Consider the following 26,868-nt stretch of genomic DNA (forward strand, 5'->3'; position numbering starts at 1 on the left):
GCTCTCAGCGTTGCACACCCGATGGCCCAAGGCCCATGAGCGCCGGTAGGTTGGTGCTATGAATAACGGTGGCTTTGGTTTTTCCTTTGGCAATAGCGGCGACGATGACGACAATAAGCGGCGGGGAGACAATAATCCCTTTGGGGCCTTTGGCTTTAGCGGCGGTGGCTTGGGCGATATTTTGAACCAATTTGGTTCCATGCTCTCCGGCATGGGTTCCTCCATGAACTCCCCCGAGGGGGCCGGGCCGGTCAACTATGACCTCGCCCAGCGCATCGCCCGCCAACAATTAGGCAACCAGCCGCAATCCGTGCCCGCCACGGAGGCCGAGGCCGTGCGGGAGGCCGCGCGCCTCGCGGAGCTATGGCTTGGCGACGCCACGGTGCTCCCCGCCGCCCACACCACCGTGGAATCCTGGACTCCCGAGGACTGGCTCAATAAAACCATGCCGATGTGGAAGCGCATGGTCACCCCCGTGGCGGAGAACATGAACCAGGCCCAGCTGGATTCCCTGCCCGAGGAGGCCCGGCAGATGATGGGGCCGATGAGCCAGATGATGAAGCAGATGTCCGGCATGAACTTTGGCATGCAGCTCGGGCACGCCCTGGGCGACCTGGCCGGCCAGGCGCTCACGGGCTCGGACTTTGGAATGCCGGTGGCCCCCTCCGGCATCACGGCGGTGCTGCCCACCACCATCGAGCGCGTGGCCAAGGATCTCAACGTGCCCCCGCAGGAGGTACTGATGTACATCTGCGCCCGCGAGGTAGCCCGCCAGCGCCTCTTCCAACACGTGCCCTGGCTGGTGGAGCGCCTGGTGTCCTCCGTGGAGGAATACGCCCAGGGCCTGGTGATAGACACCTCCCACATTGAGGAGGCCGCCCGGGGCCTCAACCTGGAATCCGGCGACCCACAGGCCATTCAGGAGGCCATGCGCCAATTGCAGGAGATGGACATGAGCCCCAGGATTAGTTCCCGCAACGCGGGCGCGGTCTCCCGCCTGGAAACGCTGCTGGCTCTGGTGGAGGGCTGGGTGGAATACGTGGTGACGCAGGCGATGGGCGAGCGCATCCCCTCCACCGCCGCCATGAACGAGGCGTGGCGGCGACGCCGCGCCACCGGTGGCTCCGCCGAACAGGCCTTTGCCAAGGTGGTGGGCATCGAGTTCGCCGCCCCCAAGGTCAGCGAGGCGATGGAGCTGTGGCGGCGCGTGGACGCGGCCGTGGGCGCGGAGCGCCGCGACGCCGTGTGGGATCACCCGGATTTCCTCCCCACCGCCGAGGATCTGGATAACTCCGCGGAGTTCATCGACGGCCTGCTCGACGAGGGCGGGGTGCATGGCTTTGACCCCATCAGCGAGATCGAGGAGCTAGAAAAGCGCCTGGCTGAGGGCGAAGAAGGCGAGGAGGGCGACGAGAACAAGCCCGGAGACGATACCAATAAGGACTAACCGGCAGAGACCTCCGCGGCAAGCCGCGCTATCTCCCGTGGCCCCACCCGGCAGCAGCCGCCGAGCAGGGCCACGGGGGCGTCGATAAGCGCCACCGGGGACTGCCCCGGGCCGTGTTTCCACCGGCGCGCCCCGGCGTCCCATTCCTCCCCCGAGTTGGGATAGGCCAGCAGCGGCACGATGGCGTGCTCCGCCAGGATCGCCAGGGCGCGGCGGGCCTGCGCCACGGAGCAACAATTGATGCCCAGCGCGCACAGGCTGGGAATCTTAGCGGCAGCGCGGGCGGCCAGGCGCAGGTCAGAGCCATCGCACAGGCGATCCCCCGTCACGCTGAGGCTCAGCGCCACGGGCAGGTTGACCTCGCGGAAAAGCCGGGCGAGCGCCCGCACCTCCGGGAGGGAGGGAATGGTCTCCGCGAGAAGAAGATCGGGCCCGGCGGCGGCGAGAATCTCCACCCTGGCCCGGTGCCAACGGATCAGATCTGCCACGCCCAGCCCATAGGCGCCGTCATACTCGGTTCCCGCACCCGGCCCCGCGCCGTAAGGCCCCACCGAGGCCGCCACCCACCGAGGCTGGCCGGTGGCGTCCTCCGCGCCCCGGGCGGCCTCGCGGGCCAGGCGCACGCTGCTGCTCAGCAAAGATTCCGTGCTCGGGCCGCAGCCCTCGAAGGTCACCTGGTAGGAGCAGGTGGTGGCGATCTGCGCCCCGGCGGCAAAGAAATCCGCGTGGGCGGCGCGCACCTCCGCCGGTTCCTCGGCCAGCACGCGAGCGGACCACAGCCGCCCGCCGAGGTCCTGCCCGCGCCGCTCCAAGTGGGTGCCCAGGCCGCCGTCGAGAAGCAGCGGTTCGGGGTGTGCTTGGTGCAGGTGGTCAAGGAAGGAGGGCATCTCAGCCGCCCCGACCGTAACGCTGATAGGCCTCCAAAAAGCCCCGGGCCCGCTCAGCCCTGGGCGCGCGATCCGCCCACCGATAAAACTCCGCGCTGTGCCCGCCGGGCACGAAGGTGTGTACAAGCTCGTGGATCAGCACCGCGTCAAGCACGTAGGCTGGGACGTCCCGGAGCCGGTCGCTGATCCGAATGTCGCCGGTAGACACCGTGCAGGACCCCCAGCGATGCTGCTGGTTACTCACCCACCGCACCGAGTCCGCCCTCGCCCGCCCCTCCAAATACTCGGCGTTGAGGCGGCGAGCACGCTCGCGCAACTGAGCCTCGGTGTAGCCCGCGCGCATCTTGCGGCGCAGCGAGGCCACCACCCGTGCCACCGCCTTCTCCCGCTCCGCGGCGCTCATCGCGGCGGGCACCCGCACCTGAATGCGGCCGCCCACGAGGCGAGCCTGCACGGACTTGCGACGCCGCGGGGAGGCGATGACCTCCACCTCCGGGCCCGCAGCGCCCCCGTTTTCCTCCACCTCGGGGGTAGCGGAATAATCGACTGACATGACACGGCAGTGTACCTGTGCTGCAATGGAGGAATCAGGGGAGGTTCGGGGGAAGGATCCATCATTTGTCCATGCTGATGCTCGCGCCCGCCGCCACGGTGGTGGTGCGCGACGATACCGCCGTGCAATGCGGGGTGGATTCCCGACGCGCCGGAATCATCGAGGTACCCCACCCGGCCGCCGTGGCCGCCGTGCTGGGGGAAGCGCGCAAGCCCACCCCCAGGGCGGATCTCATCGCTCGCCTGCGCGCCGTGGGGATCCCCGCCCTCGCGGCCGCCGCCCTGGTGCAAGAACTAGAGGACTATCGGGTGCTGCGCCGCCCGCCGAGCACCGAGGCGGCGATCACCCTCCTCGGCCGCAGCCCCTGGCCGGGCTCAGCGCCGCCCTGCTGCGCGAGGAGGGCTGGCGGGTGCGCCGCCCTTATGGTGCCGACCCCGCCGATCTGCACCAGGCCCCCGGCCCCGTGCTGGTGGTGGATTGCGCCGCCGACTACGCGCGGCTCGTGCCCCTGCTGCTGCGCCACTGCCCCACGTTCCTCCCGGCGTTACTGATCGACGCCCACGGGGTCATCGGCCCCGCCCGCATCGCCGGGGTGGGCGCGTGCCCCCTGTGCGAGGTGCTTTACCGCCAGGCGGAGGACCCGCGGTGGTTTCCCGTGGTGCACCAGGCTCAGGCTGCCGCCCAGGCCCCCGCCCCCACCTTGCACGCCACCGCCGCACGGCTAAGCGCCTACGCCGCGTGGCTCGCCGGGGGCGCGCCCGAACCCCCGGGACGCCCCGATATGGCGTTGGCCCCCGGCGAGATGCTGCGTCTCGATCCTTATTCTCCCTCGCTGTTGGAACGGCGCGAGATCATTCACCCGCACCCGCGCTGCGCGTGGTGCCGGGGTGGCGGCGAGCGCCCGTGATTCCGGTCAGTGGTAGCGCGCGAGGGTGGCCAGGAGCGAGGCCCCAAAGCGCTCCACTTTCACCGGCCCCACCCCGGAGATCGCCAGCAACTCCTGCTCCGTGGTGGGCAGCGCCTCCGCGATGGCCACCAGGGTGGCATCGGTAAACACGATGTACGCGGGCACCTGCATCTCCTGGGAAAGGGCGCTGCGCCAGGCACGCAGCCCCTCGAACACCGCGGCATCCATCTCCCCTGGGCAGTCCTCGTGCCTGCCCAGGGTTTTCTCCGTGGCCCCGTGCAGCGGCCTGCCGCACACGCGGCATCGCTTAGCCTTAGTGCCGCGCGGGGGAACCTCGCGGGCATCTATCTCCGGGATGATCCCATCGAGGAACCTGGTGCGCTTCCGGGAGGCGCGCCCGCCCTCCTGCCGCGCCAGCGACCACGATAGGTGCAGGTGTTCGCGGGCGCGGGTGATGCCCACGTAGAACAGGCGGCGTTCCTCCTCAATCTGGTGCGCCCCGGCCTTGATCGCGTGGCTGATCGGCAACATATTATCCGTGAGCCCCACCAGGAACACCGCGTCCCATTCCAGCCCCTTGGCCGCGTGCAGGCTCGCCAGGGTCACGCCCTGCACCGTGGGTGGCTGCTTGGAATCCGCGCGCCTGCGCAGCTCCTTCAGCAGGCCGTGCAGATCCAACCCCGGCATGTCCCGAGCCAACTCCTCCGCCAGATCGGCCAGGGCGCCCAGAAGTTGCCAGCGCTCCCTGGCCTGGGCGCCGCTGGGCTCCGCCTCGCTGAGCCCCAGGGGAGCAAGAATACGCCGCACCAGGGGCCCCAGGGGCGCATCGGGCACGTCCTGGGAATTGGCCACGCGCACCATCTGGCTGATCGCCTGGGTGATCTCCGCGCGGTGGAAGAAGCCCTCACCGCCGCGTACCTGGTACACGATGCCCGCCTCGGAAAGCGCCTGCTCGAAGGCCGCGGACTGCGAGTTGATCCGGTAGAGCACCGCGATCTCCGAGGCCGGCACCCCCCTGCTCAGCAGGGTAAGGATCTGGCCAGCCACCTCACGGGCCTCCGCCGGCTCATCGGGGTAGGAGTGGTACTCCGGCTCCGGGCCGGGGCGGCGCATGCCCTCCAGGCGCAGGCGCGTGCCCGCGAGACGCCCGGTGGCCCTATCAATCACCTCATTGGCCAGCCCCGTGATCTGCGGGGTGGAGCGATAATCCCGCTGCAACTTCACCACGGTGGCGTGCGGATAGGTGCGGGAAAAGCGCAGCAGGCTCTCAGGGCTGGCTCCGGTGAAGGAGTAAATCGTCTGATTCGCGTCCCCCACCACCGTGATGTCATCGCGCTGCCCCAGCCAGGCATCGAGCACCCGTTGTTGCAGGGGGGTGACATCCTGGTATTCGTCCACCACAAAGCTGCGGTAGCGCTCCCGGAACTCCTCGGCCACCGCCTGAGAGTTCTCCAGGGCCCCGGCGGTGTGCAACAGCAGGTCATCGAAGTCCAGCAGCATTCCCTCCGGGGTGACCTTGAGTTCCTCATAGCGGCGGTACACCTCCGCCACCTTCTGCGCGGAGGTGGGCGGGGTGCGGTGCGTGCCCGCCACTTTTTCGGCGTACTGATCCGCGCTCACCAGGGAGGCCTTGGCCCACTCGATCTCTCCGAGCAGATCGCGCAGCATTTCCGTGGTGGGCTCCACCTTGGCGGCCCGTGCCGCCCGCCCCACTAAGGGGAACTTGTTATCCACCAGTTTCCACGGCAAATCCCCGGCCACCTGCGGCCAAAAGTACCGCAGCTGACGGCGCGCGGCGGCGTGAAAGGTCAAAGCCTGTACCCCGCCCGTGCCCATGCGCTGAAGGCGATCCCGCATCTCCCCCGCCGCGCGCGAGGTAAAGGTCACCGCAAGCACCCGCTGCGGGGCCACAAAACCGGCGTCGATGAGGTGGGCGATGCGGTAGGTGATGGTGCGGGTTTTTCCCGTGCCCGCCCCGGCCAGGATGCACACCGGGCCGCGCGGGGCTAAGGCCGCCACCCGCTGATCGTCATCAAGGTCCCCGAGGTTCCTCATTGGTTATCCACGTCCTGCTGGGTCACGCGGCGCACGTACAGCAGGCGATCGCCCGGTTCCACGGCCTCCGCCTCCGGGGAGTCGATGCGGTACAACTCGCCCGAGCGCACCACCCCCAGCACGATGTCCGCCAGGTGGCGCGGGTGCGCGCCCACCTCGTCCTCCGCCACGGGGCGCTCCGCCACCGAGAATCCCTCATCCGGGGAGAGAAGATCCTCCATCATCTCCACCACGGAGGGCGTCACCGTGGCCAGGCCCAGCATGCGGCCAGCCGTTTCCGAGGAGATCACCACGGAATCCGCGCCGGACTGCTCCAGGAGGTGCTGGTTTTCCGATTCCCGCACGCTCGCCACGATCATGGCGCTCGGCGCCAACTCGCGCACCGAGAGCGTGACCAACACCGCGGTATCGTCCAGGTTGGGGGCCACCACCACGGAACGGGCGCGGTTAACGCCGGCGATCTTGAGCACATCGGCCTTGGTGGCGGAGCCGTGCACCGTCACCAGGCCCTGGTTCTCGGCGCGGCTGAGCGCCACCTTATCGGTATCAATCACCACGATCTGATTGGCCGGGACGCCGTCGGCAAGCAGGGCGGCCACGGCGGACCGCCCTTTGGTGCCATAGCCCACGACGATGGTGTGATTGCGCACGCGATTCCTCCAGCGCTGTATTTGCAGGGACTTGCGGGATTCCTCCGTGAGCACCGAGAGCGTGGTGCCCACCAAGATGATAAGAAAGGCGATGCGCATGGGGGTGATGAGCAGGATATTGACCACGCGCGCGCCCTGGGTAACCGGGGTGATGTCCCCGTAACCCGTGGTGGACAGGGACACCGCCGAGTAGTACAGGGCATCAATAAACGTCAACGGCTCCGAATACCCGCCCTTATCCAGGTACACGATGACCGCCACCACCACCAGCAGCAGCAGCGCATAAGCCACCCGAGTACCAATGAGCACCCAGGGGCTGCTGCGCGGCTTGCCGGGAATAGAGATCACGCCGAGGAGGGCGTGCACCGGCATGGCGTTGAGTTGCCCATCGGCGCGGAAGCGCTCACGAAACCTCTTCGCCACGGCCGCCTCCTTCATGCGATCTTGTCATAGCCGCTTTTGTTCCTCGTGCCCTCGGCCTTGCCCATGACACCTTAGTCCCCTCGGCCCCTCGGGTGGGCGGACTGGTGCTGGGCGGACTGGGTGATCAGCCGCGTCAGTTCCTCCCGGTCGGGCAGGCGCTCCGGTTCCAGCGTGCGATTCCACGCCACATAATGAAATACCGCGCGCACGTCGCGCTCCCCCAGCAGTTCGCTCAGCGCCACCCGGTACACGGCCAGCTGGATCTCCGCCGCGCGACGCTCCGGGCCCACGGGTGGAGCGCCGGTTTTCCAGTCCACGATGACCCAGCCACCGGTATCGGGATCGCGGAAAATGGCGTCCACGCGCCCGCGCACCACGGCGGAGCCCAGCGCGACCTCGAAGGGGTGCTCCACGTACACGGGGGTGCGCTGCGCCCAGGGGCTATCCAGAAACGCCTCCTTGAGCCTCTCCAGATCGGCGGCCCGCACCTCCGGCTCACCCATGCCCGGCAGTTCATCCTCGTCCAGGAGCGCCTGGGCTCCAAAACGCTCCTCCAGCCATTCGTGAAAGGCCGTGCCGCGCTTAGCATAGGAATTGGGTTTAAAGGGCACGGGACGGCGTTGCCGGCGCGCAAACTGCACCGGGTCTTTTTTGATATTCACCAGATCGCTCGCCGTGAGTTCCCCGGGCAACTCCACCGCCACCACCGGGGCATCCAGGGCGCGCTGTTCCTCGCACAGGGCCGTCACATCGGCCTCCCACTGGCTAAAAAGCTCCCCCTCCGCCACGGCGGGCAGGCTCTCCAGGGCCTCGCGCACCTGTTGCGCTCCGGCCGCCAGGTTGGCGGGCACCTCGAATTCCGGGAAGCGCGCCTGGGCCGGCGGCGGGCTGGCGGGGGGTTCTGCCGGGGATTCCTGCCCTGCTTCGCTCTCCCCGTACCACCGCGCCACGGCGGCGGGGGCTAGGGCCTTGAGCGCCTCAAGATGAGCATAGGGGGGCACCGCCTTGGTTCCCTCACGCAGGGCGCTGCCGCTGACCATGAGCACCCGCTCCGTGCGCGTGAGCGCCACGTAGAACAGGCGGGTGGCCTCCTCTGCCTCTACGTCTCGTACCTGGTCAATGTATTCCTGGGCGGTGTCCTGGAATTGCTTCCGGTCCTCCGCCGCCTCTGGGAGAAACACCGGGGTGCCCTCACTCGCGCTCGTGGCCTCCTGGATCTCACCGCGCAGGGTGGTGGGAATCCGCTTGACCTGGGTGAGGAAGGTCTCCGCCTTAACCTTCCAGGTGGACTCGTCCGCATGGGGTACCGCCACGTATTCCCATTCCAGGCCCTTGGACTTGTGCACGGTCATGATCTGCACGCGATCGCTGCGCACCGTGACGGTCCCTGGTTCCAGGCCGCGATCCCGTCTCCTGGCGAGATCGCAATAATCCAGGAAGCCCGCCAGGGTGGCACCCGGTACGGCGGCGAACCCGGCCGCCTCCTCCAGCAGGCGATCCAGGTGCACCGTGCCCACGGCTCCCTCGGCAAAGGGGTCTTGGCGCGCCAGCACCTCGGTGCGCACTCCCAGCGCCCACTCAATATCGCTGAGCACCTCCACCAGGGGCTTGCCCAGGCTGCGGGTGCGCAGGACGCGCAGTTTCGCCGCGAAGTCCGCTATCCGACGCCGCCCCTCCTCGCTCAGGTCGGCCCCCTCACCGAGGTCCGCCACGGCGTCGCCCAGCCCCGCGATCTGCTCCCGATCCACCGGCAGCGCCTCGGCCACGGTGCGACGCAGTTTCTCCTCCGGGTCTTGCGGCTCCTGGGTCTCCTCCCCTTCGCCGGTGGATCGGGCGCGCCCGGCGAGGTTGCGCGCCCGGCGCGCAAGCGCGCGCACGTCGGCCCAGCCCAGCCCCACGGAGGGGCCGGTGAGCAGACGGAGCGCGGCCTTATCCTCGGCCGGGCGGATCAGCAGACGGGCTGCGGCGAGGACGTCGGCCACCTCGGGAATGTCGATCAACCCGCCCAGGCCCACGACCTCGTAGGGGACTACCCGCTCGGCTAGTTCCGCGGCGAGGGGGGCGCTGTGTTTGTTGGCGCGCACGAGAATCGCGGCGGTAAAGGGGCGCTGATCGCTCTGCGCCCGCGCGTAATACTCCGCCATCTGATCCGCCACCCAGGCACGCTCCTCCTCAATGGTGGCCCACCAGGACAGCGCCACCGAACCCTGCTCCTCCCCAAAAGCGCTCAAGGGGGCCACCGTGCGCCGGGGATTTTCCGGAGGGCCCAGCACCGTGGTGGATACGGCGTTGGCCAGGGCCAACACCCCCGAGGGGTTGCGGAAACTCACCGTGAGCTCCTTTTTAGGCGCGGGGTGCTCCCCCTGCGGGAAGTCCTCGCGGAACGCCTCTAGGTTGGCCGCCGTGGCCCCGCGCCACCCGTAGATGGCCTGCATGGGATCGCCCACGGCGTTGACGGTGAGTTCCGGGTCCTGGCCCTTGCCGTAGAGTTCCCTCAGCAGCACGCGCTGAGAGTGGCTGGTGTCCTGGTATTCGTCCAGCATCACCACCCGGTACCTGCGCCGCTGCGCGGCCCCCACCACCGCGTGGTTGCTGGCCAGGCGCGCGGCCACGGACATGTGATCGGCAAAGGTGGCCACCGCCCGGCGCGAGAGTTCCCCGCGCAGCTCCTCCACCAGCGGAAGGTAATGCAGGCGATCCTCCTGCGCGTTGAGCCACTTCTGCATGGTCTGGTTGAGTTCCTTGCCCTGCCGCTTGCCCGGGGGGAGTTCCTGCATGAGGCTCACCAGGGGGTGAGTTTCCTCCCTGATCTGTTGGGGGGATACCTGGTGATTGAGCATGTCATTATGCAGGGCCAGGAGGTTATCCACCACCGTGTCCGGGGCATGTTCCACGTCCAGGCGACCCTGATAGTCCGCCACGATCTGCGCGGCGATGGTGTACAGTTCCGTCTCCGTGATGCGCCGGGCGTGCGGCTCCACGGGGGCGAGCAGGCCGTATTCCTGCACCAGCCGCCCGGCATAGGCATCGTAGGTGAGCACCGTGGGCTGCGCGTTATCCAGGCTGCGGGCCAGGTCTCCGCTGGGATCGACGTCCCTCAGCACGGGGCTCAGTGCCAAGGAACCCAGACGATTCCTAATCCGCTGGCGCAGTTGCTGCGCCGCCTTGCGGGTGAAGGTGAGGCCCAAAATCTGATCCGGCTGCACCAGGCCATTGACCACCAGCCACACCGCGCGGGAGGCCATCGTTTCCGTCTTGCCCGCGCCCGCTCCGGCCACCACCAGCATGGGGCCGGGCGGAGAGGAGATCACCTCCGCCTGCTGGGCGGTGGGGCCGGGTTTGCCCAGGAGAGCCGCGAGTTTCTTCGGGCTAATCCGATTAGCACTCAATGGTGGCCTTCCCTTCCGGTTGCACCGGGCACACGGCCCGCAGCGCGCAGGTATCACACGTCGCATTGACTTGGGCGAGCAGGTGCGGGCCGCGCAGTTCCTCAGCAAGTGCGGGCAGCAGGGCGGCCACCTCCTCCTGCTCCTCCGGGGTGAGCGCGGCCTGTTGCCTGCTAGAGATTTTCTGGGCGGTGCTGGCGGGGTACACCAGCACGGCGCCGCCCAGGCGCGGGTGGTTTTCCCCCGCCACCACGGCCTCGCCCCGGATTTCTCCTCGGGAGAGGGCCAGCTGGTAGGCCCGCAGCTGCATGTTTTCCTGGGCCTCCTGCTGCGTGGGCACGGAGGTGCCGGTTTTAAAGTCCACAATGTAGTGGTCGCCTGCGGCGTCCTTGTCCAGGCGGTCCAGGCGGCCGGTGATCGCCACCTCGTTCCCGATGGGCACGGTGATCTCCATCTCCACGCCCACAGCCTTGCCCCTGGCCTCGATCCAGGAGCGGGTGCGATCGAGCACGCGCGCCCACTCCGCAGCGTCTTGTTCCCTCCGCCAGCGGGGCACCGCGTGGTGCTCCGTCCATGCCTGGGTGACAATCTCCCTGGCGCTTTCCTCTTCCACGCCGCGATCGAGGGCCTCGGCGTAGGCGTGCACGAGGGTGCCCTTGAGCATGTGCGGGGAGTCCTCCTTCACCAGGAACCTCTCTCCCACCGCGCGCAGGGGGCACGCGTGAAGTTTCTCGATATTCGAGGGGGAAATACTCACGCGCTCCGCGTTCACCAGCTGTTCTTTCGTGGAGGGGCCGCGCGCTCCCCACCACTGATCGGGGTCCGCGCCCGGTACCCCGGCCTGGGCGAGGCGGGCGAGCTGCCGGGCCGCCTGTTGGCGCACCGCCTCGGGGGAGTTCTCCACGCACAGCGCCCGGCGTAATTCCGCTACCACGGCCGGGGTGGAAAGCACCGCAAAACGCGGGTGCTCCTCTTGTTCCGAGGAGGCTTGCTCCCCGCCGTTGCCCGGTGCCGCGGCCTCTTGGGTTACTCCCCCCGCGCGCGCCCATTCCTCGATGAAACGCGAGGGTTCGCGCACCTCGTCGGCCTCCTCCGCCACGGCGGTCACCAAGAGGCTGCCGGTGGCGCGGGTGGTGGCCACGTGGAATAGGCGGCGTTCCTCCGCCACCTTTTCCTTCGTGCGCCCGATGATGAGGTCCGGGTCGATCCCGGAGTCCACCAGGTCAATGAACTCCTCCTGTTCAAACAGCGTCCCGGTTTCCCCCAGGGCGGGCCAGGTATCGTCCTGCGCCCCGGCCACCACCACCGTGTGCCATTGGCGGCCCGCCGCCCCGTGCGCGGTGAGCACCGTCACGGCCTCGGGCACCGCCGAGCGGCGATCGCGCACCCCCGTGGGCAATTCTTGTTCCTCGATGTGGCGGATGAAGGAATCCACGCTGGCGTGGGGGCGTCGCTCCACGTAGTCCCCAGCGGCGTCGAAAAGCGTCATCATGGCGTCCAGGTCTCGATCCGCCTGGGAACCCGCGGCCCCGCCGCGCAGAGCGGCGGCGGAGAGGCGATCCGCCAGCCCCGTGGCGTTCCACAGCTCCCACAGCACCTCCTCCACCGATCCCCAGGCCCGCTTGGCGTTCAACCCCGCGCCGAGCACGAGGCGCATGCGTTGGAGGATGTCCCACTCGCGCTCGGTGAGGATCTCGCGCAGCCGCGCCTCCTGTTCCTCGTCCACGGCTCGCGCGGGGTCGATGAGGCGGCTGAGCGTGGTCATGGCGCGGGTGCTCATGTCGCTGCGTCGCAGGCCTCTCAGCAGGCGGCGCAGGGTGATGGGGTCTGCTCCGCCCACCGGGCCCAGCAGCAACGCTTCCCATTCTTCCGCGCCCAGTTCCTCGCGCAGAGCCCGCACCCCCAGGATCATTCCGGCCACCAGGGGTTGCTGGGCCAGCACCGTGTCCGTGGCCTCGATATGCACGGGCACTCCCGCACCGAGCAGCACGCGCCGCACGGGGTCGATCATGCCGGAGGAGCGCACGATCACCGCGATCTGGCTCCAGGGCACGCCGTCCAGCAGGTGCGCGCGGCGAATCTCATCCGTGTAGCGGGCCTGCTCCGCCACCGGCGTCTCCGCGATGTACACGCTGGCCCGGGGATCGCGGCGGGAGGCCGGCAGAACCACCTCGTGCTCGGCGCTAAAACCGCTCAGGAACTCCGGGGAGGCGCCACGGAAGTGAAAGATGGATTGCTCGGGGTCGCCTCCCACCACGGCCAGGTCGGCGTGCTGCGCCACCAGCTCCACCAGTTCCCCGGAAAGGGGGTCAAGGTGCTGGGCGTCATCGACGATCACGGTGTGCCACAGCCCATCGAGCACGGAGGCATCGCGGCGCAGGGCACGCAGCGTCACGTTCACCAGCTCGGAGGCGCTATAAGAATGCGTGCCGCTGAGGGCCATCGTGCGCTCGTACTCGCGCAGGAACGTTCCCGCCGCGCTCCACGCCGGGCGGCGGTGGTCAACCCCCAGCTCCTCCAACCTCTGCGCGCTCACCCCGCGCTCGGCCGCGCGCAGCAAAAAATCGCGCAACTGCCGCGCAAAGCCCACCAGTTCCAGCGCCGGGGCATGCTCCGCGGGCCAGGGGCCGCGCCCCTCCTCCGCATGACCGGCCAGGAGTTCCCGGATCACCGCGTCCTGCTCGGCACCGGTGATAAGCCGGATCTTCTCCTCGCTCACGCGGCGCAACAGCGCAAAGGCCAGGGAGTGCAGGGATCGCGCCACGGGCTCCTCCGAGGCGTACCGTTTCCCCTGGCCCAACAGGCGATCGTGAATCTCGCAGCGCAACCGCCCGGCGGAATCCTTGGCGGCGGTAATCACCAGCACCCCCGCAGAACCCCGCTGGCGCTCAATGGTCTGCACCGCGATGTCCACCAGCAGGGAACTCACCCCCGAGCCCGCCGGGCCGGTCACCCGCCAGCGACCTTGCCGGGGCAGTCCCCCCGATAATGCAGCCCAGCTCCGCCGATGCGGGGCCCGCTGCGGCGCAGTCAGCACCACCTCGGGGGTGGGAGCGGGGACGTGTGTTTCCTCCATGCTTACATTGTGGCAGAAAGCCGTGTCAGCACCAGGCGGGCAACCCTCTCCACATTCGAAATTATGTTCGGTTGCACATCCTCGATCTGGGCGCACACGTAGGCCCGGTACAGCACCGCGCGCACGGCCAGTTGCTCCAGGTCGGGGATATGGCTAAACCGCTCAAAGATGCCTTCGTCGGTAGCCTCCAGCAGCAGGGCATCCACCATCACCTGCGCGGCGGTATAGCCGTGCGGGCGGATCACCCCCACCAGATCGGTGAGAACCGGGCCCGATCCTTCCGCGTACACGGTGGTGCCCAGCATGTCCGCGTGGCCGATCCCCGTGGGCGCGGAAATATCCTCGCGGGCAGCGCGCAGCGCCTGGATGATCTCGCGCAGGCGCGCGTTCTTGAGGCCCATGTCCACGGCTCCCACGTCCGGGGACCAGGCGCAGCGATCCGCCACGGAAAAAACATCATCGCCGCTGGTATCTGGCTGTTCCTCCACCTTGGCCAGGGCAGCCTCCAGGCGCAGGGCGGCCACCACGGTCTCGTCCACTCGCTGCACTAGGTCACCCTCCTCGAAGGTGGAGGCGCGCCACCCCCCGGCCACGAAGCGGCCGTCCGTGGATCGCACGGGACGCGCCACCGTCAGCCCGGGCACGGTAAGCCGGTCTCGCACCCGCGCCGACCACGCCACGTGTGGGCCTACGGCACGCGAGAGGGCAACCCCGCCGATGCGCCAGCCGTGATCCCAGGCGCTTCCCAAGGCCGTGGGGGTGCCGGCATCGGCGTGAAAGACCGCCGCCACCTGATCGGGCAGGTACTCCGGGCGCGGCGCGAGCGGAAGGGAGGAAGAGGATTGTCCTGTTTTCATAGCCTTGTTCACAGTATTCACGGTGCCACCTTGGGGTAGGGCCACGGGTTATACATGCACGTGGCGTTATCGTCCGGGTAGACCTCATCTGGATCGAAGCCAGCGAGTTGGGAGTTATTCAAACTCAGCGTCTGCTGCATCATCACCGGGGCCAACTCCCCGTCACCCCCGCAGGGCTCGTGCTCGGAGAACCCCAGGCCGTGCCCTACCTCGTGGTTGATGAGGTACTGGCGGTAACTGCCCAGATCCCCCTGAAACGGGGTGGCCCCGCGCACCCAGCGCGACTCGTTGACCACCACTCGGTTGCCTTCGGAATAAAAGCAGCTGGTCTCCATCGCCAGGTTTGTTCCACAGAGCTCGTGCGTGGTGCCCACGGAGGTGAGCTGAATGCGCATGGTGGGGTTGTCCGAGGCGACCACGTGCTCGAAGCGATAGGCAGAATCCTGCGTCCAGCCCTTGGGGTTGGACAAGGTGGCGTCGATCATGGAGGCCAGGGCGTCGTCCCCGCCCAGCCCGGCGGTGTCCACCCCGCCTTCCACCTCGATCACGTAGCGCACCACCTTTTCCTTGCCCTCCCCCGCCGTCATGCCGGGGGAGCCGATCACGCGGTACGTGCCGTTGCCGCGCTCAGTGTAGGCCCCACCGGCGGGGAGTTCATCGGTATCCGTGGTCAACTCCCCGGCGTCGGAGGGCACCGGGCCGCGCTTGCCCTCGGCGGGCTGGGAACTGCTTGCCGACGTCTCCCGGGCCGGGGTTTCCTCGCCCGCGGGCGCCGTGACCATGTCCCACAGCACCCACACCGTGATGACCGTCAGCACGGGAATGGCGTAGGCGCGCCAGCCATAATCCCGGGCGAAGCGCACCAGCGTGCTTTCCGAGGAGGCCATTTAGGCCCCGGCGAAGCCCACGGCGCGGGGCGCGGCGGTGCCCATGTCCACGTAGGCGATGGTGGCGGTGCGCACCAGGTACGTGCGCCCCTTGGCGTCCTGCAACTCCAGCACGCCCTCGCCCCCGCTCAGGCTCTGGGCGATGCGCGCCTTCAGCTCGGCGTTATCCTCGGCCACGTGCACCACCAGTTCCCGCGGGGAATCCTGAAAACCGATCTTGATGTCCATAGCGCCTGCCTTTAATCCTCGTTCGCGTGCGTGCGTATTTCCTGATGCTCCTCACCGGGTGGCCCGGTGGTCATGGAACCATCATAGTCAGGTGTCGATAGTATCTAAGGTGTGTCTGTAGGAAACAACAGCCCAACCTTTGCCGAACTCGGCGTGGCCGTGGAGATCACGGAGGCGCTCAAGCAGCGGGGCATCGAGCGCACCTTTGCCATTCAGGAATACACCCTGCCGCGCGCGCTCGACGGCCGCGACATCATCGGCCAGGCGCGCACCGGCATGGGCAAGACGTACGGCTACGGCATTCCCCTGCTCGACCGCGTTTTCGACGCCGCGGACATACCCGAACTCGACGGCTCGCCCCGCGCCCTGGTGGTGGCCCCCACCAGGGAACTGGCAGACCAGGTGGGCGAGGATCTCCGCCACGCCGCCACGCACCTCCCCGTGACGGTCACCACCATCGTGGGCGGGCGGGGTTATGCGGAGCAGATCGCCACCCTGCGCCGAGGCGCGGACGTGGTGGTGGGCACCCCCGGGCGCCTCCTCGATCTCCATTCCTCCGGCTCCCTCGACCTCAGCCGCGTGGCCATCCTGGTGCTCGACGAGGCCGACGAGATGCTGGATCTGGGGTTCCTTCCCGACGTGGAAAAGATCATGGCCGCGCTCACCCACCCGCATCAGACCATGCTCTTTTCCGCCACCATGCCCGGCGCGATCCTCGCTCTCGCGCGCGGATTCATGGATCACCCCCTGCATATCCGCGCGGAGATGGACGAGGCCAAGCCCACGCACGACCGGATTCGCCAGGTGGTATTCCAGGCGCACCGCATGGACAAGTTGGCCGTGGTGGCCCGGATCCTGCAAGCACCGGGGCGGGGACGCACCATCATCTTCAGCCGCACCAAGCGCGCCGCCGCCAACCTGGCGGAGGATCTGGCCCAGGCCGGCTTTACCGTGGGGGCGGTGCACGGCGATCTGCCGCAGGCGTTGCGCGAGCAATCGCTTCAGGCCTTCCGGGAGCGCCGCTTTGAGATCCTGGTGGCCACGGACGTGGCGGCGCGCGGCATCGACGTCGATGACGTCACCCACGTGATTAATTATCAGGTTCCCGATGACCCCATGACCTATATCCACCGGATCGGCCGCACGGGGCGCGCCGGACACAGCGGCACCGCCGTGACCCTGGTGGGCTACGACGAGGTGAATAAGTGGCAGGTCATTGACGAGGAGCACTCGTTGGGCTTCTCTTCTCCGCCGGCGTGGTTTTCCACCTCGCCGGAACTCATCGAGGCCTTTGATCTGTCCCCGAACACGGGCGATACCGTCGGTGTGCCGCGCCGCGTGTTCGGCGGGCCCTCCGGGCGGCAGCGCTCCGGCGCACCGCGAGGCTCCCGCACCACCGGGGCGTCGAAAAGCACGCGGAGGGGGCGACGCGCACGGTGAGCACCGCCCCCCTGCGCCGCACCCGGCGCGACCTGATTGCCACGGCGGCCCTGGCGGTATTGGGTATCGCGGCGGTGGCCGGGGTGGCACTGACCGCCCCGATCCGCAGCGCGCACCCGCAGCCTTATGCGGGCGAATACACGGCCCCGCCCTCGCTGGCGGAGGTTCCCGCCTCCCTTGCCCCCCAGTGGGAGGCCCCCGATACCCCCACCCCGGGGGTAAATCGCCCGCTGTATGCCTACGGGCTGACCTTCAGCCGCGACGAGCACTCGGTGTATGCCCGGGATCAACGCGGCGAGGTGCTGTGGAGTTATGGCCGCGATGACCACGAGATTTGTTCCCTGGGCACGGCCTGGGGATCGGTGGTGGTGACCTACCGCAATGGCGGAGGGTGCGGCGACGCGGTGGCGCTGGACGCCAAGACCGGCGAGTATAAGCACACCCGTTCCGCGCGCAATAGCGCGGCGACCGCCGCGATCGCCTCGAACGATCGCCTTGGCACCGTGAGCCCGGAGCGCGTGGAGCTGTGGCGCTCGGATCTGGTGCGCACGGTGGAATACGGCGACGTGGAGGCCAAGCAGGAGCCCGAGTTGCAGCCCCACGAGGAGTGCACGATCACCTCGGCGCTGACCCGCAAGGACGTGCTGGCGATCACCGAGGTCTGCCCCGGCGAGGAAGGCACGTGGCTGCGCTTGCAGGAGGCCACCCCGGAATCCTCCCGCGAGCCGAAGATCACCGGCGAGGTGCTGTTACCCGAGCGGGGCGTGCGGCTGGTAGCCGTGGGCGAGAGCGCGGCGGCGGTGTATATCCCGGGTGAGCGGCCGCGCCTGGCCTCCTTTGACACCACGGGCGCGGAGCTGACCTCCCGCGAGGTGGAACGCTCCCCGCTCGTGGAGGACGCCGCGCCGGAGGAGGTTTTTTCCGCCCGCACGGCCGATCTTCCCACCCGGATGAGCTGGTTTGATGGCCAGCGGCTGTACCTCTTCCACCCCAACGATCTCTCCGTCACCCGGGTTATCGAGGACGCCGTGGGCACCGGGGCCGCGCTGGCGGAGCGATTGCTGTATCCCACGGCCTCCGGCATCGCCGTCGCCTCCGCCGAGGGCGAGCACGTGGAGCGCACCGTGGAGGTGACCCGCCCTCGGGATACCGCCGTGATCGCGCTGGCCGTGGTGGGCGATACCGTGGTGGAGCGTCGCGACGCGCAGTTGGTGGGGCTGCGCCCCACGCCCCTATGACGCCGCTCTCCCACGCCGCCAAGACCGCGTAGCCAACGCCCGCAGCCAAGCACCCGTACTAGCCCTCGTACATGCGGCTGGCCCAGGCCACCGCCCGGGGACTAAACATCATGGCCAGCACCGCCACGGCCGATAGCCCCGTGGCGATGCCCATGAGCCAGGCCCCCGCACCGCACATGCTCAAGGAGATGGGCAGCAGGATGAGGTTGAGCATGATGACCGGCCCGCGCCCCCAGCGCCCCTTGGCGCGCAGCACCGCGATTCCCCCGGCAAGCACGGTGCCAAAGATGATGAGGAAGAAGATCGCGGTGCCAAGCCCCACCCAGGAGGCGTTGGCGCTCTCGCTGACGATGGACTCATCGCGCGCGCCGCTGATCTGGCGCACGATAAGCAGGAGGGCGTAGCCGATCCCGAGGAGGGATTGCGCGAGGGATACGAGGGCGGCCCAGCGGACGGAGGCAGGGGGTGTCATGCTCACGGGGCAATTCTATCGCGTCCCCGCTCGCTGACCGACGCCCCGCCCTCGCCGCTCCGTGTCGCTCTGCCGCGTCGCTCTGCCACACGCCTCGGCGGCGCCTGCGAAGGGGGTTGAGGGAAGGGTGAGTGATTTGACTTATATGTTTTCCACCGTTTCTGCGCGCTTCGCCTAAAAGCCCAGCACAGCGAGATAAATAAGGGTAGGCTCACTAAAATTATCACCAGCCCTAGCGCCCTGAAAAGGAAGAAAAGGGGCGCAAATATGTGAGTTGTACCACTTTTTAGCCCATAACCCTAGCCAAGTTTGTTGATGCGTGCCATTATCTCCAGGTAACCAAAACGACTAGCTCGTTAACGGAGCATGAACGTGAGGTCACCGGCAGGTTAATGCAGCGTGAATAAAGCTCCCGCAGCCCGGGTGACCGCGCTACACCACTTTTTCTTGAACCTTAACGGGGTTCTTCTGGTGCGCCCTCATCGCTCCACCACCCGCATCCCCCGCGGGCACCGCAAAAACGTATGTTAGGAGAACCATTATGGATTGGCGCCACGAAGCCGTTTGCCGCGACGAGGACCCGGAGCTCTTCTTCCCCGTGGGCAATTCCGGCCCCGCCCTCGCCCAGATCGCCAAGGCCAAGATCGTCTGCAACCGCTGCCCCGTGACCTCCCAGTGCCTGCGCTGGGCCCTGGAAACCGGCCAGGACGCCGGCGTATGGGGTGGCCTCTCCGAGGACGAGCGCCGTGCGCTCAAGCGTCGCAACAACCGCGGCCGCCGCGTGCGCATGACGGTCTAGGGGCCCACGGCACCCAAATCTGCCCCAGGAACACCCCCGGTAACCGGGCGGCCAATTTCCTCCCTTACCCCGCCGCCACTAAAATCGGCGGGGTTGTCCTCCATACACCGATACGACCCAAGGAGTCATCATGAGCAAGCGTGGTCGCAAGCGCAAGGATCGCCGCAAGAAGTCCGCTAACCACGGCAAGCGTCCGAACTCCTAAAGAAGGCAGTTCTTTATACGCGAAAAAGAGCGGTGCCCGGTGCGCCCCTGGCGGGGACGACCGGGCACCGCTCTTTTTCGTTTTCCTAGCTCACCCCTCCCGCACGATGCGGATCTGCGCGCTGATCCTGCTGCGCAGCACCGTCGGCGCGGGATCGGAGCCGCAACACCCCCGCATGAGGGCCCGCATGGCTTCCTCTCGTTCTAGGCGAGAGAAACACTCCGGGCACCGCGCGATCTGCTCCCGCAGCGCCTGACATTCCTCCGCGGTGCGGGGGTTATCAAAAAGCGTGGCGAGCGCCTGTTCGATGGAATCGCGCTGGCAGCCGCATGGTTCTTTTTCGGACGTCATTTCTTCACCTTCTGAGCCTCTGTGCCGTTCTCAGGGTGGTCGAGGCCAATCCCCTGTTCCTGTGCCACTTCCTTTAACAACCCGCGCAGCTGTTTTCTTCCGCGATGCAGGCGGCTCATCACCGTGCCCAGCGGGGTGTCCATGATCTCCGCGATCTCCTTGTACGCCAGGCCCTCCACATCGGAGTAATACACCACCATGCGGTAATCCTCCCGGAGTTCATCAAGGGCGTCGATAATCTGCTGGTTGGGCATGCGGCGCAGCGCCTCCACCTCCGCCGAGAGCAGGCCCGTGGAATCGTGGGAGGAGGTGGTGTAGAGCTGGTAATCCGTGATCTCCTCGGTGGGGGTCTGGGCGGGTTGACGCTGCTTCTTGCGGTAGGAGTTGATGTAGGTGTTCGTCATGATCCGGTACAGCCACGCCTTGAGGTTGGTCCCGGGCTGGAAGCGATCAAAGGCCTGAAAGGCCTTCATGTACGTTTCCTGCACCAGGTCCTCCGCGTCGGCGGGGTTCCGGGTCATCTTCAGCGCGCCACCGTAGAGCTGATCGAGCAGCGGCAGTGCCTCCTCCTCAAAACGCTGGTGAAGCTCGCGTAGCTCAGCGTCCGCCATAATCAGGGTGCGGCCTTTCCGTCGGTCATGGTGCGGCACGGTGCTGCCCTGGGGGCGGCACAACCGGATAACGCTCCCTATTGTAGGCCCATCTCTATGATGGGAGTGTGCGTGATACCAATCCCTCCTCGCCCGCCCCGTGGCTCGCGCCCACCGCCACCGGCCCCCTGGACTGGAGCCAGCGCGTCCCCGGCTCCAAGTCCATGACCAACCGCGCGCTCGTGCTCGCCGCCCTCGCGGACTCCCCCTCCACCATCACCGGGGCGCTGCGCTCCCGCGACGCCGACCTCATGTGCGCCGCGCTGCGGGCGATGGGCACGGGGATCGCCGTGGCGGAATCAGACCCCACCACGATCAACGTCACCCCCGCCCCCCTGAGCGGGGCCGAGGTGGACTGCGGGTTGGCGGGCACCGTCATGCGTTTTCTTCCACCCGTGGCCGCGCTGGCCTCACAGCCGGTGGCCTTCGACGGCGATCCGCGCGCCCGGCAGCGCCCCATGCTCCCGCTTCTCGACGCCCTGGTGGCCCTCGGCGTGAGCGTCACCGGCCGGGCCCTACCCTCCCGGGTGGAGGGCCACGGCACCCCCGAGGGCGGCACCGTGGAGGTCGATGCCTCCGGCTCCTCTCAGTTCGTCTCCGGGCTGCTGCTCAGCGCCCCGCGCTTTCGACGGGGCATCACCGTGCGTCACCGCGGCGGCGCGCTGCCCAGCCTGCCCCACATCGAGATGACCGTGGACATGCTGCGCCGCGCCGGAGTCACGGTGGACACCGGGCACGAGGAATGGACGGTTCACCCCGGCCCCATCGCCGGGGGCGGCTGGGAGATTGAACCCGATCTCTCCAACGCCACGCCGTTTCTTTCCGCCGCCCTCGTGACCGGGGGCACCGTGCGGATTCCCGGCTGGCCCGCCGCCACCACGCAGGCCGGCGACGCCTTCCGGCGCATCGCCACCCAGATGGGCGGCGCGGTGATCCACACCCCGGAGGGGCTCAGCATCACCGGCCCGGCCACCGGGAGGCTTCAGGGCATTGACCTAGACATGTCCGAGATTGGGGAGCTAGCCCCCACCGTGGTGGCCCTGGCCACCCTGGCGGAAACCGAATCTCACCTGCGCGGCATCGCCCACCTGCGCGGGCATGAAACGGATCGCCTGGCCGCCCTCGCCGCAGAGATCAATGCCCTGGGCGGAGACTGCACCGAAACCCCCGATGGCCTGCGCATCCGCCCCGTGCCAGACCTTCACGGCGGGCTGTGGCGGGCCTACGACGATCATCGCATGGCCACCGCCGGGGCCATCATCGGCCTGCGGGTTCCGGGGGTGTCCATCGACGACGTAGCCACCACCGCCAAGACGCTGCCGGGATTTGCCGCCATGTGGGAGGCGATGGTGCGTGGCTAGGCGGCGCTACGACGAGTCCGACGTGCGCGTGCGCCCCGGAAAGGGCTCGCGGCCGCGCACCAAGAACCGCCCCGAGCACCGCGACGCCCGCTTTGGCATGGTGGTGACCAAGGATCGCGGCCGCTGGGGGGTGGTGCTCGATGCGGGGCACGACCCCGTGGTGTGCATGCGGGCCAGGGAGCTGGGCCGCACCCCCATCGAGGTGGGCGATCGGGTGGGCGTGGTGGGCGATACCAGCGGGACCCCCGGCACCCTGGCTCGCATCGTGAAACTCACCGAGCGCTCCTCCGTACTGCGCCGCACCGCCGATGACACCGACCCCTACGAGCGGATCGTGGTGGCCAACGCGGAACTCCTGCTCATCGTCTGCGCCGTGGCCGATCCCCCGCCGCGCGCAGGGTTCGTGGAGCGCAGCCTCATCGCGGCCTTCGTGGGAAACCTGCGCCCGGTGCTGTGCCTGACCAAGACCGACCTCGCGGACCACCGGGCCTTCGCCGCGGAGTTCTCAGACCTCCACGTTCCCGTACTCACCTGCGGGGTAGACGACTCCCTCGACGATCTCCTCTACACCATCGGCGGACACACCAGCGCCGTGATCGGCCACTCCGGGGTGGGGAAATCCACCCTGGTCAATCGCCTCGTCCCCCGGGCTGAACGCGCCACCGGGGAGGTCTCCGAGGTTGGCAAGGGCCGCCATACCTCCACGCAATCCGTGGCGCTGCGGCTGCCGGGAGACACCGGCGGTTGGATCATCGACACCCCCGGCATCCGCTCCTTCGGCCTGGCTCACGTGGAACCCAATACCGTGGTGGGGGTCTTTGAGGACCTCGCCGAGGTGGCCCAGGACTGCCCCCGAGGCTGCACCCACATGGGCCCGCCCGCGGACCCCGAATGCGCACTGGACACCCTCGACGGCGCCAGCGCGCGGCGCACCCAGGCCGTGCGCGCGCTACTCGCCGCGCTGCGCACCAACGTGGACTGGGAGTGATTACAGCAGCTCTACCAGCACCGGGAGTTCGCTCGGGTCATACCAGGCCAGGAAGTTATCCAGGGCGTCTCCCACCGCCAGCTCGGCGTCCTCATCGCCCATATCGGCGGCGTCGATAGCCTCGGTGGCCTTGGCCGTGGCCTCCTCCGATTCCGGCACGTCCACGTGAATAGCCGCCACGTCCACCAGGTTGATCTGGGCCGGGCTCAGCCGCACCAACGATTCCCCGTTCTCCGGGGTGAGCGTGACGTGCCCCTCGGGGACGTCGGCGGAGATCACCACTCGGCGGCGCGGAAACTCCTCCTCGTCCCCCACCGCCAGCAGGCGCAGGGAAGCCTCCGCGGCGTCCTGAAAGGCCGCGTGCGCGATCTCCTCCTCATCGCCCTCCGTATAAAACTCGCGCAGGGCGGGAGTCACGGCGAAGGCCCACCCGGAACGCGCGGTGACCACGCGGGACTCGTTGAGCCCGCGCAGGGTGCTAAAGGTGGCGGGGATATACACGCGCATGGGCCTAGAACTCTCCCTCGATGTCAAAGAGGCCCACGATCTCCACCACCGTGCGATCAAAGGACTGATAAAGCACGCCCACCAGGCCCGCCTCCACGGCGGCGCGGACGTTCACGATGGAATCATCAATGAGCACGCAATCGCGCATCGGCAGATCCAGGGTATCGGCCGCGATGCTCAGCGCCCGCTCGTCGGGCTTCTCCGCCCCGATCTCCCCGGAGAGCAGCACCGCGTCCACGATCCCCCGGTACTCCCACTCCCGGATCGGCTCCGCACCGGGGCCACCCTGATCATTGGACAAGATGGCCGTGGCCACCCCGTTCTTCTTCGCCGCCGCAAAAAGATTCCGCCAGCGGCGCTGATCGTCCTCCGAGCCGTCCAGCACGCCCGCGTAATCAACGATGAGCCCTCGCACGCCCCATGTCCCTTCTCTCGGTATCACTTTCGTGCCACAATGATACCCAGCCCCGCCCGTGCCCGTCCTGCGCCCTCGAACAGAGAGCCAGATCACCCATGCTCATTCCCGTCCCCGGCTATAACCACCTGAAAATACACGTCCGCGAACCACACCAGGACGCCCCCGAGGAACCCGAGCCACTAGCGACGCCGACGACGCTCCCCGCCCGGCTGCGCGCCCACGTCATCGTCTTGCTGGAGGTGCTGTGCGGGCAGCGGCCCCCGCGCCAACTCAGCCCGCTCGCCTACGGCCCGGGCGTGACCGCCCAGGCCAGAACCCGCGCCCCGCAGGCCGTGCGCTTATGCTCCCTGCACCTGCGGGAGCGCCACCACGACGCCCCGGAGTTCTACGGCACCTGCGAAATCGCGGGCGAGCGCTACGGATTCACCGGCTGGCTGGCGCAGGGAAAGATCGCGGAATTTCGGGTGCTGCGCTAGGCCTCTTCCTGCCCAGCCCCCGCCGATTCTTGAGCCTCCTGGGCCTCCTGGGCCTCCTGGGCGCCCAGGAACTGCTTGCGCAGCATGAAGAGCTGGCGCACGGTCTCTTCCTTGATCGCATCGTTCATGGCCTGGAACATCTCGCCGCCCTCCTTCTGGTACTCCACCAGGGGATCGCGCTGCGCCATCGCGCGCAGGCCAATGCCCTCCTTCAGGTAATCCATCTCGTAGAGGTGCTCGCGCCACTTCTGATCAATCACCGGAAGAATCACCATGCGCTCCAGATCGCGCATCTGGGTCTCGCCGCTGACCTCCGCCACCTTCTGCTCCAGGTCGGCGTACTGCGCGTGGGCGTCGGCAAGCAGGGCCTCCCGCAGCTGACCAGCGGTGAGTTCCCCGGCGGAACCGTACTCGGTACCCTGCACCAAGTCCTCGGCGGATACCGTGGGGCCGTAGAGGGATTCCAGGGCGTGCCACAGTGCGGTGAGATCCCAATCCTCCACGTAGCCCTGGGCGGTAGCGCCCTCCACATAAGCCCCGATCGTCTCATCAATCATGGACTGAATGTGCTCGCTGATGTCCGTGGACTCCAGAATGTCATGACGCTCGCGGTAGATCACCTTGCGCTGCTCATTGAGCACCTCGTCATACTTGAGCACGTTCTTACGCATCTCAAAGTTCTGGTTCTCCACCTGTGCCTGCGCACCCTTGATGGAGTTGGTCACCATCTTGGCCTCAATGGGCACGTCATCGGGCACGTTGAGGCGATTCATCATGTTCTCCATCGTCTGCCCCACAAAGCGCACCATGAGTTCATCACGCATGGAGAGGTAGAAGCGCGTCTCACCCGGATCGCCCTGACGCGCCGAGCGGCCCCGCAACTGGTTATCAATGCGGCGGGACTCGTGGCGCTCGGTGCCCAGAACGTACAGGCCGCCGGCCTCGCGGACGGCGTCGCCAAGCTCCTGGGAACGCTCCTTCACCTTGGGCAACTCGCGCTCCCAGGCCTCCTGGTACTCCTCCTCGTTCTCCACCGGATCGAGGCCGCGCTCGCGCAACTGAATGTCCAACAGAATATCGGGGTTGCCGCCCAGCACGATGTCCGTACCACGCCCAGCCATGTTGGTGGCCACCGTCACCGCTCCCGGCAGGCCGGCCTGGGCTACGATCTCCGCCTCCTGCTCGTGATGCTTGGCGTTGAGCACATTGTGCTTGATCCCCTTGGCCTGCAACAACTGCGAGAGATACTCGGAGCGCTCCACCGAGGTGGTACCCACCAGCACCGGCTGGCCCGCGGCCTGACGTTCCGCGATGTCCTCCGCCACGGCGGCGAACTTGGCCTCCTGCGTCTTATAAATGCGGTCCGAGTTATCCACGCGGGCGTTCTCCCGGTTCGTGGGAATGGGCACCACGTTGAGCTTGTAAATCTGATTCAGCTCCGCCGCCTCGGTCTCCGCGGTACCCGTCATGCCCGCCAGCTTCTCGTACAGGCGGAAGTAATTTTGCAGGGTCACTGTGGCCAGGGTCTGGTTCTCATTCTTGATCTCCACGCCCTCCTTAGCCTCAATGGCCTGGTGCATGCCCTCGTTATAGCGACGCCCGCTGAGCACGCGGCCCGTAAAGGAATCCACGATGAGAATCTCCCCGCTGCGCACGATGTAGTCCTTATCGCGCTCAAACAGCTCCTTGGCCTTGATGGCGTTATTAAGGTAGCTCACCAGCTGGGAGTGCTCGGGGGCATAGAGATTCGCAATGCCCAACTGATCCTCCACGAACTCCACGCCCTCTTCCAGCACGCCCACGGTGCGCTTGCGGTGATCCACCTCATAGTGAATGCCCTCGCGCATACGCGGGGTGAGTTGAGCAAAAACATTGAAGTACTGAGAAGTGCCGTTGACCGGGCCCGAGATAATCAGCGGCGTGCGGGCCTCGTCGATGAGGATGGAGTCCACCTCATCCACGATGGCGTAATTATGACCGCGCTGCACCACCTCATCCAGGGAGCGCACCATGTTATCGCGCAGGTAATCAAAGCCGAACTCGTTGTTCGTGCCGTAGGTGATGTCCGCGCCATAAGCCTGACGACGCTCCTCCGGGCGCATCTCCGAGAGGATCACGCCCACCTCCAGGCCCAGGAAGCGGTGCACACGGCCCATCCACTCGGCATCGCGCTTGGCGAGGTAATCGTTCACGGTGACCACGTGCACGCCCTTGCCGGCAAGCGCATTGAGATACGCCGGAAGCACACAGGTCAGCGTCTTACCCTCACCCGTGCGCATCTCCGCCACGTTGCCAAAGTGCAGGGCGGTGCCACCCATGATCTGCACCCGGAAGTGCTTTTGCCCCAGCACCCGCCAAGAAGCCTCACGCGCCACGGCAAAGGCATCGAGCAAAATATCGTCCAGGCTCGCCCCCTCCTCCAGGCGGCCCTGGAACTCGGCGGTCTTTGCCTTGAGCTCCTCGTCGCTGAGCGCCGCATACGTATCCTCCAGGGCGATAACGTCATCAGCAATCTTTGCCAGACGCTTGACGGTGCGGCCTTCACCGGCGCGGAGCAACTTCGACAGTCCTAGCACTTCCCACAGTCCTTACTCTGATGAGGGCGGT

General features: G+C 67.6%; 24 protein-coding genes. 9 read left to right on the plus strand and 15 right to left on the minus strand.

Features of this window, described 5'->3' with window-relative positions; all coding sequences use genetic code 11:
• Positions 1-58 precede the first annotated feature (58 nt).
• Entirely contained in the window at positions 59-1,447 is a 1,389-nt protein-coding gene (locus Cocul_RS04365) for a zinc-dependent metalloprotease (protein ID WP_055122108.1), read from the plus strand.
• Here the strand turns inward: Cocul_RS04365 and mmuM are convergent.
• Together mmuM and Cocul_RS04375 are read right to left on the minus strand one after the other, a co-directional pair.
• On the minus strand, positions 1,444-2,334 hold the full coding sequence (gene mmuM / locus Cocul_RS04370; RefSeq protein ID WP_055122109.1) for a homocysteine S-methyltransferase: 891 nt from the start codon (positions 2,332-2,334) through the stop codon (positions 1,444-1,446). The two genes, Cocul_RS04365 and mmuM, sit on opposite strands and share 4 nt — an antisense overlap.
• 1 nt (position 2,335) lies before the next feature.
• Positions 2,336-2,887: a M48 metallopeptidase family protein gene (locus Cocul_RS04375; protein WP_055122110.1), complete on the minus strand. Its 552-nt coding sequence runs from the start codon at positions 2,885-2,887 to the stop codon at positions 2,336-2,338.
• A 409-nt stretch (positions 2,888-3,296) separates the two neighbouring features.
• On the opposite strand from Cocul_RS04375, the gene Cocul_RS04380 reads away from it, so the two are divergent.
• A complete protein-coding gene (locus tag Cocul_RS04380) occupies positions 3,297-3,794 on the plus strand; it encodes a hypothetical protein (RefSeq protein ID WP_055122111.1) in 498 nt (165 codons plus the stop codon).
• A 6-nt stretch (positions 3,795-3,800) separates the two neighbouring features.
• On the opposite strand, the gene Cocul_RS04385 is transcribed toward Cocul_RS04380, so the two are convergent.
• Genes Cocul_RS04385 through Cocul_RS04415 form a run of 7 tightly spaced genes read right to left on the minus strand, consistent with a single transcriptional unit; the run spans position 3,801 to position 15,356 of the window.
• Positions 3,801-5,849 (minus strand): ATP-dependent DNA helicase UvrD2, encoded by a 2,049-nt coding sequence (locus tag Cocul_RS04385; protein ID WP_055122112.1) that lies wholly within the window; start codon positions 5,847-5,849, stop codon positions 3,801-3,803.
• On the minus strand, positions 5,846-6,937 hold the full coding sequence (locus Cocul_RS04390) for a potassium channel family protein (RefSeq protein ID WP_055122113.1): 1,092 nt from the start codon (positions 6,935-6,937) through the stop codon (positions 5,846-5,848). The genes Cocul_RS04385 and Cocul_RS04390 overlap by 4 nt, the downstream gene beginning before the upstream one ends.
• Before the next feature lie 56 nt (positions 6,938-6,993).
• Positions 6,994-10,311, minus strand: a complete 3,318-nt coding sequence (locus Cocul_RS04395; protein WP_055122114.1) for an ATP-dependent helicase — start codon at positions 10,309-10,311, stop codon at positions 6,994-6,996.
• Positions 10,301-13,384 carry an ATP-dependent DNA helicase gene (locus tag Cocul_RS04400; RefSeq protein ID WP_055122115.1) on the minus strand — a complete coding sequence of 1,028 codons (3,084 nt, stop codon included), beginning with the start codon at positions 13,382-13,384 and terminating at the stop codon, positions 10,301-10,303. Before Cocul_RS04400 ends, Cocul_RS04395 begins: the two co-directional genes overlap by 11 nt.
• A gap of 2 nt (positions 13,385-13,386) precedes the next feature.
• Positions 13,387-14,262, minus strand: a complete 876-nt coding sequence (locus tag Cocul_RS04405; RefSeq protein ID WP_055122116.1) for a TIGR02569 family protein — start codon at positions 14,260-14,262, stop codon at positions 13,387-13,389.
• On the minus strand, positions 14,259-15,128 hold the full coding sequence (locus Cocul_RS04410) for a DUF3152 domain-containing protein (protein WP_055122117.1): 870 nt from the start codon (positions 15,126-15,128) through the stop codon (positions 14,259-14,261). Before Cocul_RS04410 ends, Cocul_RS04405 begins: the two co-directional genes overlap by 4 nt.
• Complete coding sequence (locus tag Cocul_RS04415) at positions 15,129-15,356, minus strand: DUF3107 domain-containing protein (protein WP_055122118.1); 228 nt, start codon at positions 15,354-15,356, stop codon at positions 15,129-15,131.
• 111 nt (positions 15,357-15,467) lie between these two features.
• Here Cocul_RS04415 and Cocul_RS04420 point away from each other — a divergent pair, with 111 nt between their 5' ends.
• Positions 15,468-16,796, plus strand: coding sequence for a DEAD/DEAH box helicase (locus Cocul_RS04420; RefSeq protein ID WP_055122119.1), 1,329 nt, complete (start codon positions 15,468-15,470; stop codon positions 16,794-16,796).
• Positions 16,793-18,034 carry an Rv3212 family protein gene (locus tag Cocul_RS04425; protein WP_055122120.1) on the plus strand — a complete coding sequence of 414 codons (1,242 nt, stop codon included), beginning with the start codon at positions 16,793-16,795 and terminating at the stop codon, positions 18,032-18,034. Before Cocul_RS04420 ends, Cocul_RS04425 begins: the two co-directional genes overlap by 4 nt.
• Positions 18,035-18,092: 58 nt before the next feature.
• Here the strand turns inward: Cocul_RS04425 and Cocul_RS04430 are convergent, their stop codons facing one another.
• Positions 18,093-18,506, minus strand: a complete 414-nt coding sequence (locus tag Cocul_RS04430) for a hypothetical protein (RefSeq protein ID WP_055122121.1) — start codon at positions 18,504-18,506, stop codon at positions 18,093-18,095.
• Positions 18,507-19,047: 541 nt separating this feature from the next.
• Here Cocul_RS04430 and Cocul_RS04435 point away from each other — a divergent pair.
• Together Cocul_RS04435 and Cocul_RS13140 are read left to right on the plus strand one after the other, a co-directional pair.
• Positions 19,048-19,305, plus strand: coding sequence for a WhiB family transcriptional regulator (locus Cocul_RS04435; RefSeq protein ID WP_055122122.1), 258 nt, complete (start codon positions 19,048-19,050; stop codon positions 19,303-19,305).
• Positions 19,306-19,435: 130 nt separating this feature from the next.
• Positions 19,436-19,510: a 50S ribosomal protein bL37 gene (locus Cocul_RS13140; protein ID WP_370513925.1), complete on the plus strand. Its 75-nt coding sequence runs from the start codon at positions 19,436-19,438 to the stop codon at positions 19,508-19,510.
• Positions 19,511-19,600: 90 nt separating this feature from the next.
• On the opposite strand, the gene Cocul_RS04440 is transcribed toward Cocul_RS13140, so the two are convergent.
• A complete protein-coding gene (locus tag Cocul_RS04440; RefSeq protein WP_055122123.1) occupies positions 19,601-19,861 on the minus strand; it encodes a hypothetical protein in 261 nt (86 codons plus the stop codon).
• Positions 19,858-20,472, minus strand: coding sequence for a sigma-70 family RNA polymerase sigma factor (locus Cocul_RS04445; protein WP_055122124.1), 615 nt, complete (start codon positions 20,470-20,472; stop codon positions 19,858-19,860). Before Cocul_RS04445 ends, Cocul_RS04440 begins: the two co-directional genes overlap by 4 nt.
• A gap of 107 nt (positions 20,473-20,579) precedes the next feature.
• Between Cocul_RS04445 and aroA the strand changes: the two genes are divergently transcribed.
• Together aroA and rsgA are read left to right on the plus strand one after the other, a co-directional pair.
• Entirely contained in the window at positions 20,580-21,872 is a 1,293-nt protein-coding gene (gene aroA / locus Cocul_RS04450; RefSeq protein WP_055122125.1) for a 3-phosphoshikimate 1-carboxyvinyltransferase, read from the plus strand.
• Complete coding sequence (rsgA, locus tag Cocul_RS04455; protein ID WP_055122126.1) at positions 21,865-22,860, plus strand: ribosome small subunit-dependent GTPase A; 996 nt, start codon at positions 21,865-21,867, stop codon at positions 22,858-22,860. The genes aroA and rsgA overlap by 8 nt, the downstream gene beginning before the upstream one ends.
• On the opposite strand, the gene Cocul_RS04460 is transcribed toward rsgA, so the two are convergent.
• Both Cocul_RS04460 and Cocul_RS04465 read right to left on the minus strand, forming a co-directional pair.
• The gene (locus Cocul_RS04460) at positions 22,861-23,367 is read right to left on the minus strand and encodes a DUF6912 family protein (protein WP_055122127.1); all 507 of its coding nucleotides are present in this window, start codon (positions 23,365-23,367) and stop codon (positions 22,861-22,863) included.
• Between the two features lie 4 nt (positions 23,368-23,371).
• The gene (locus Cocul_RS04465) at positions 23,372-23,782 is read right to left on the minus strand and encodes an HAD family hydrolase (protein WP_055122128.1); all 411 of its coding nucleotides are present in this window, start codon (positions 23,780-23,782) and stop codon (positions 23,372-23,374) included.
• 98 nt (positions 23,783-23,880) lie between these two features.
• On the opposite strand from Cocul_RS04465, the gene Cocul_RS04470 reads away from it, so the two are divergent.
• Positions 23,881-24,261: a hypothetical protein gene (locus Cocul_RS04470; RefSeq protein ID WP_055122129.1), complete on the plus strand. Its 381-nt coding sequence runs from the start codon at positions 23,881-23,883 to the stop codon at positions 24,259-24,261.
• Here the strand turns inward: Cocul_RS04470 and secA are convergent.
• Positions 24,258-26,837, minus strand: a complete 2,580-nt coding sequence (secA, locus tag Cocul_RS04475) for a preprotein translocase subunit SecA (RefSeq protein WP_055122130.1) — start codon at positions 26,835-26,837, stop codon at positions 24,258-24,260. The genes Cocul_RS04470 and secA overlap by 4 nt on opposite strands.
• Positions 26,838-26,868: the final 31 nt, after the last annotated feature.

The sequence above is a fragment of the Corynebacterium oculi genome, from assembly GCF_001412105.1.
Classification (GTDB): domain Bacteria; phylum Actinomycetota; class Actinomycetes; order Mycobacteriales; family Mycobacteriaceae; genus Corynebacterium; species Corynebacterium oculi.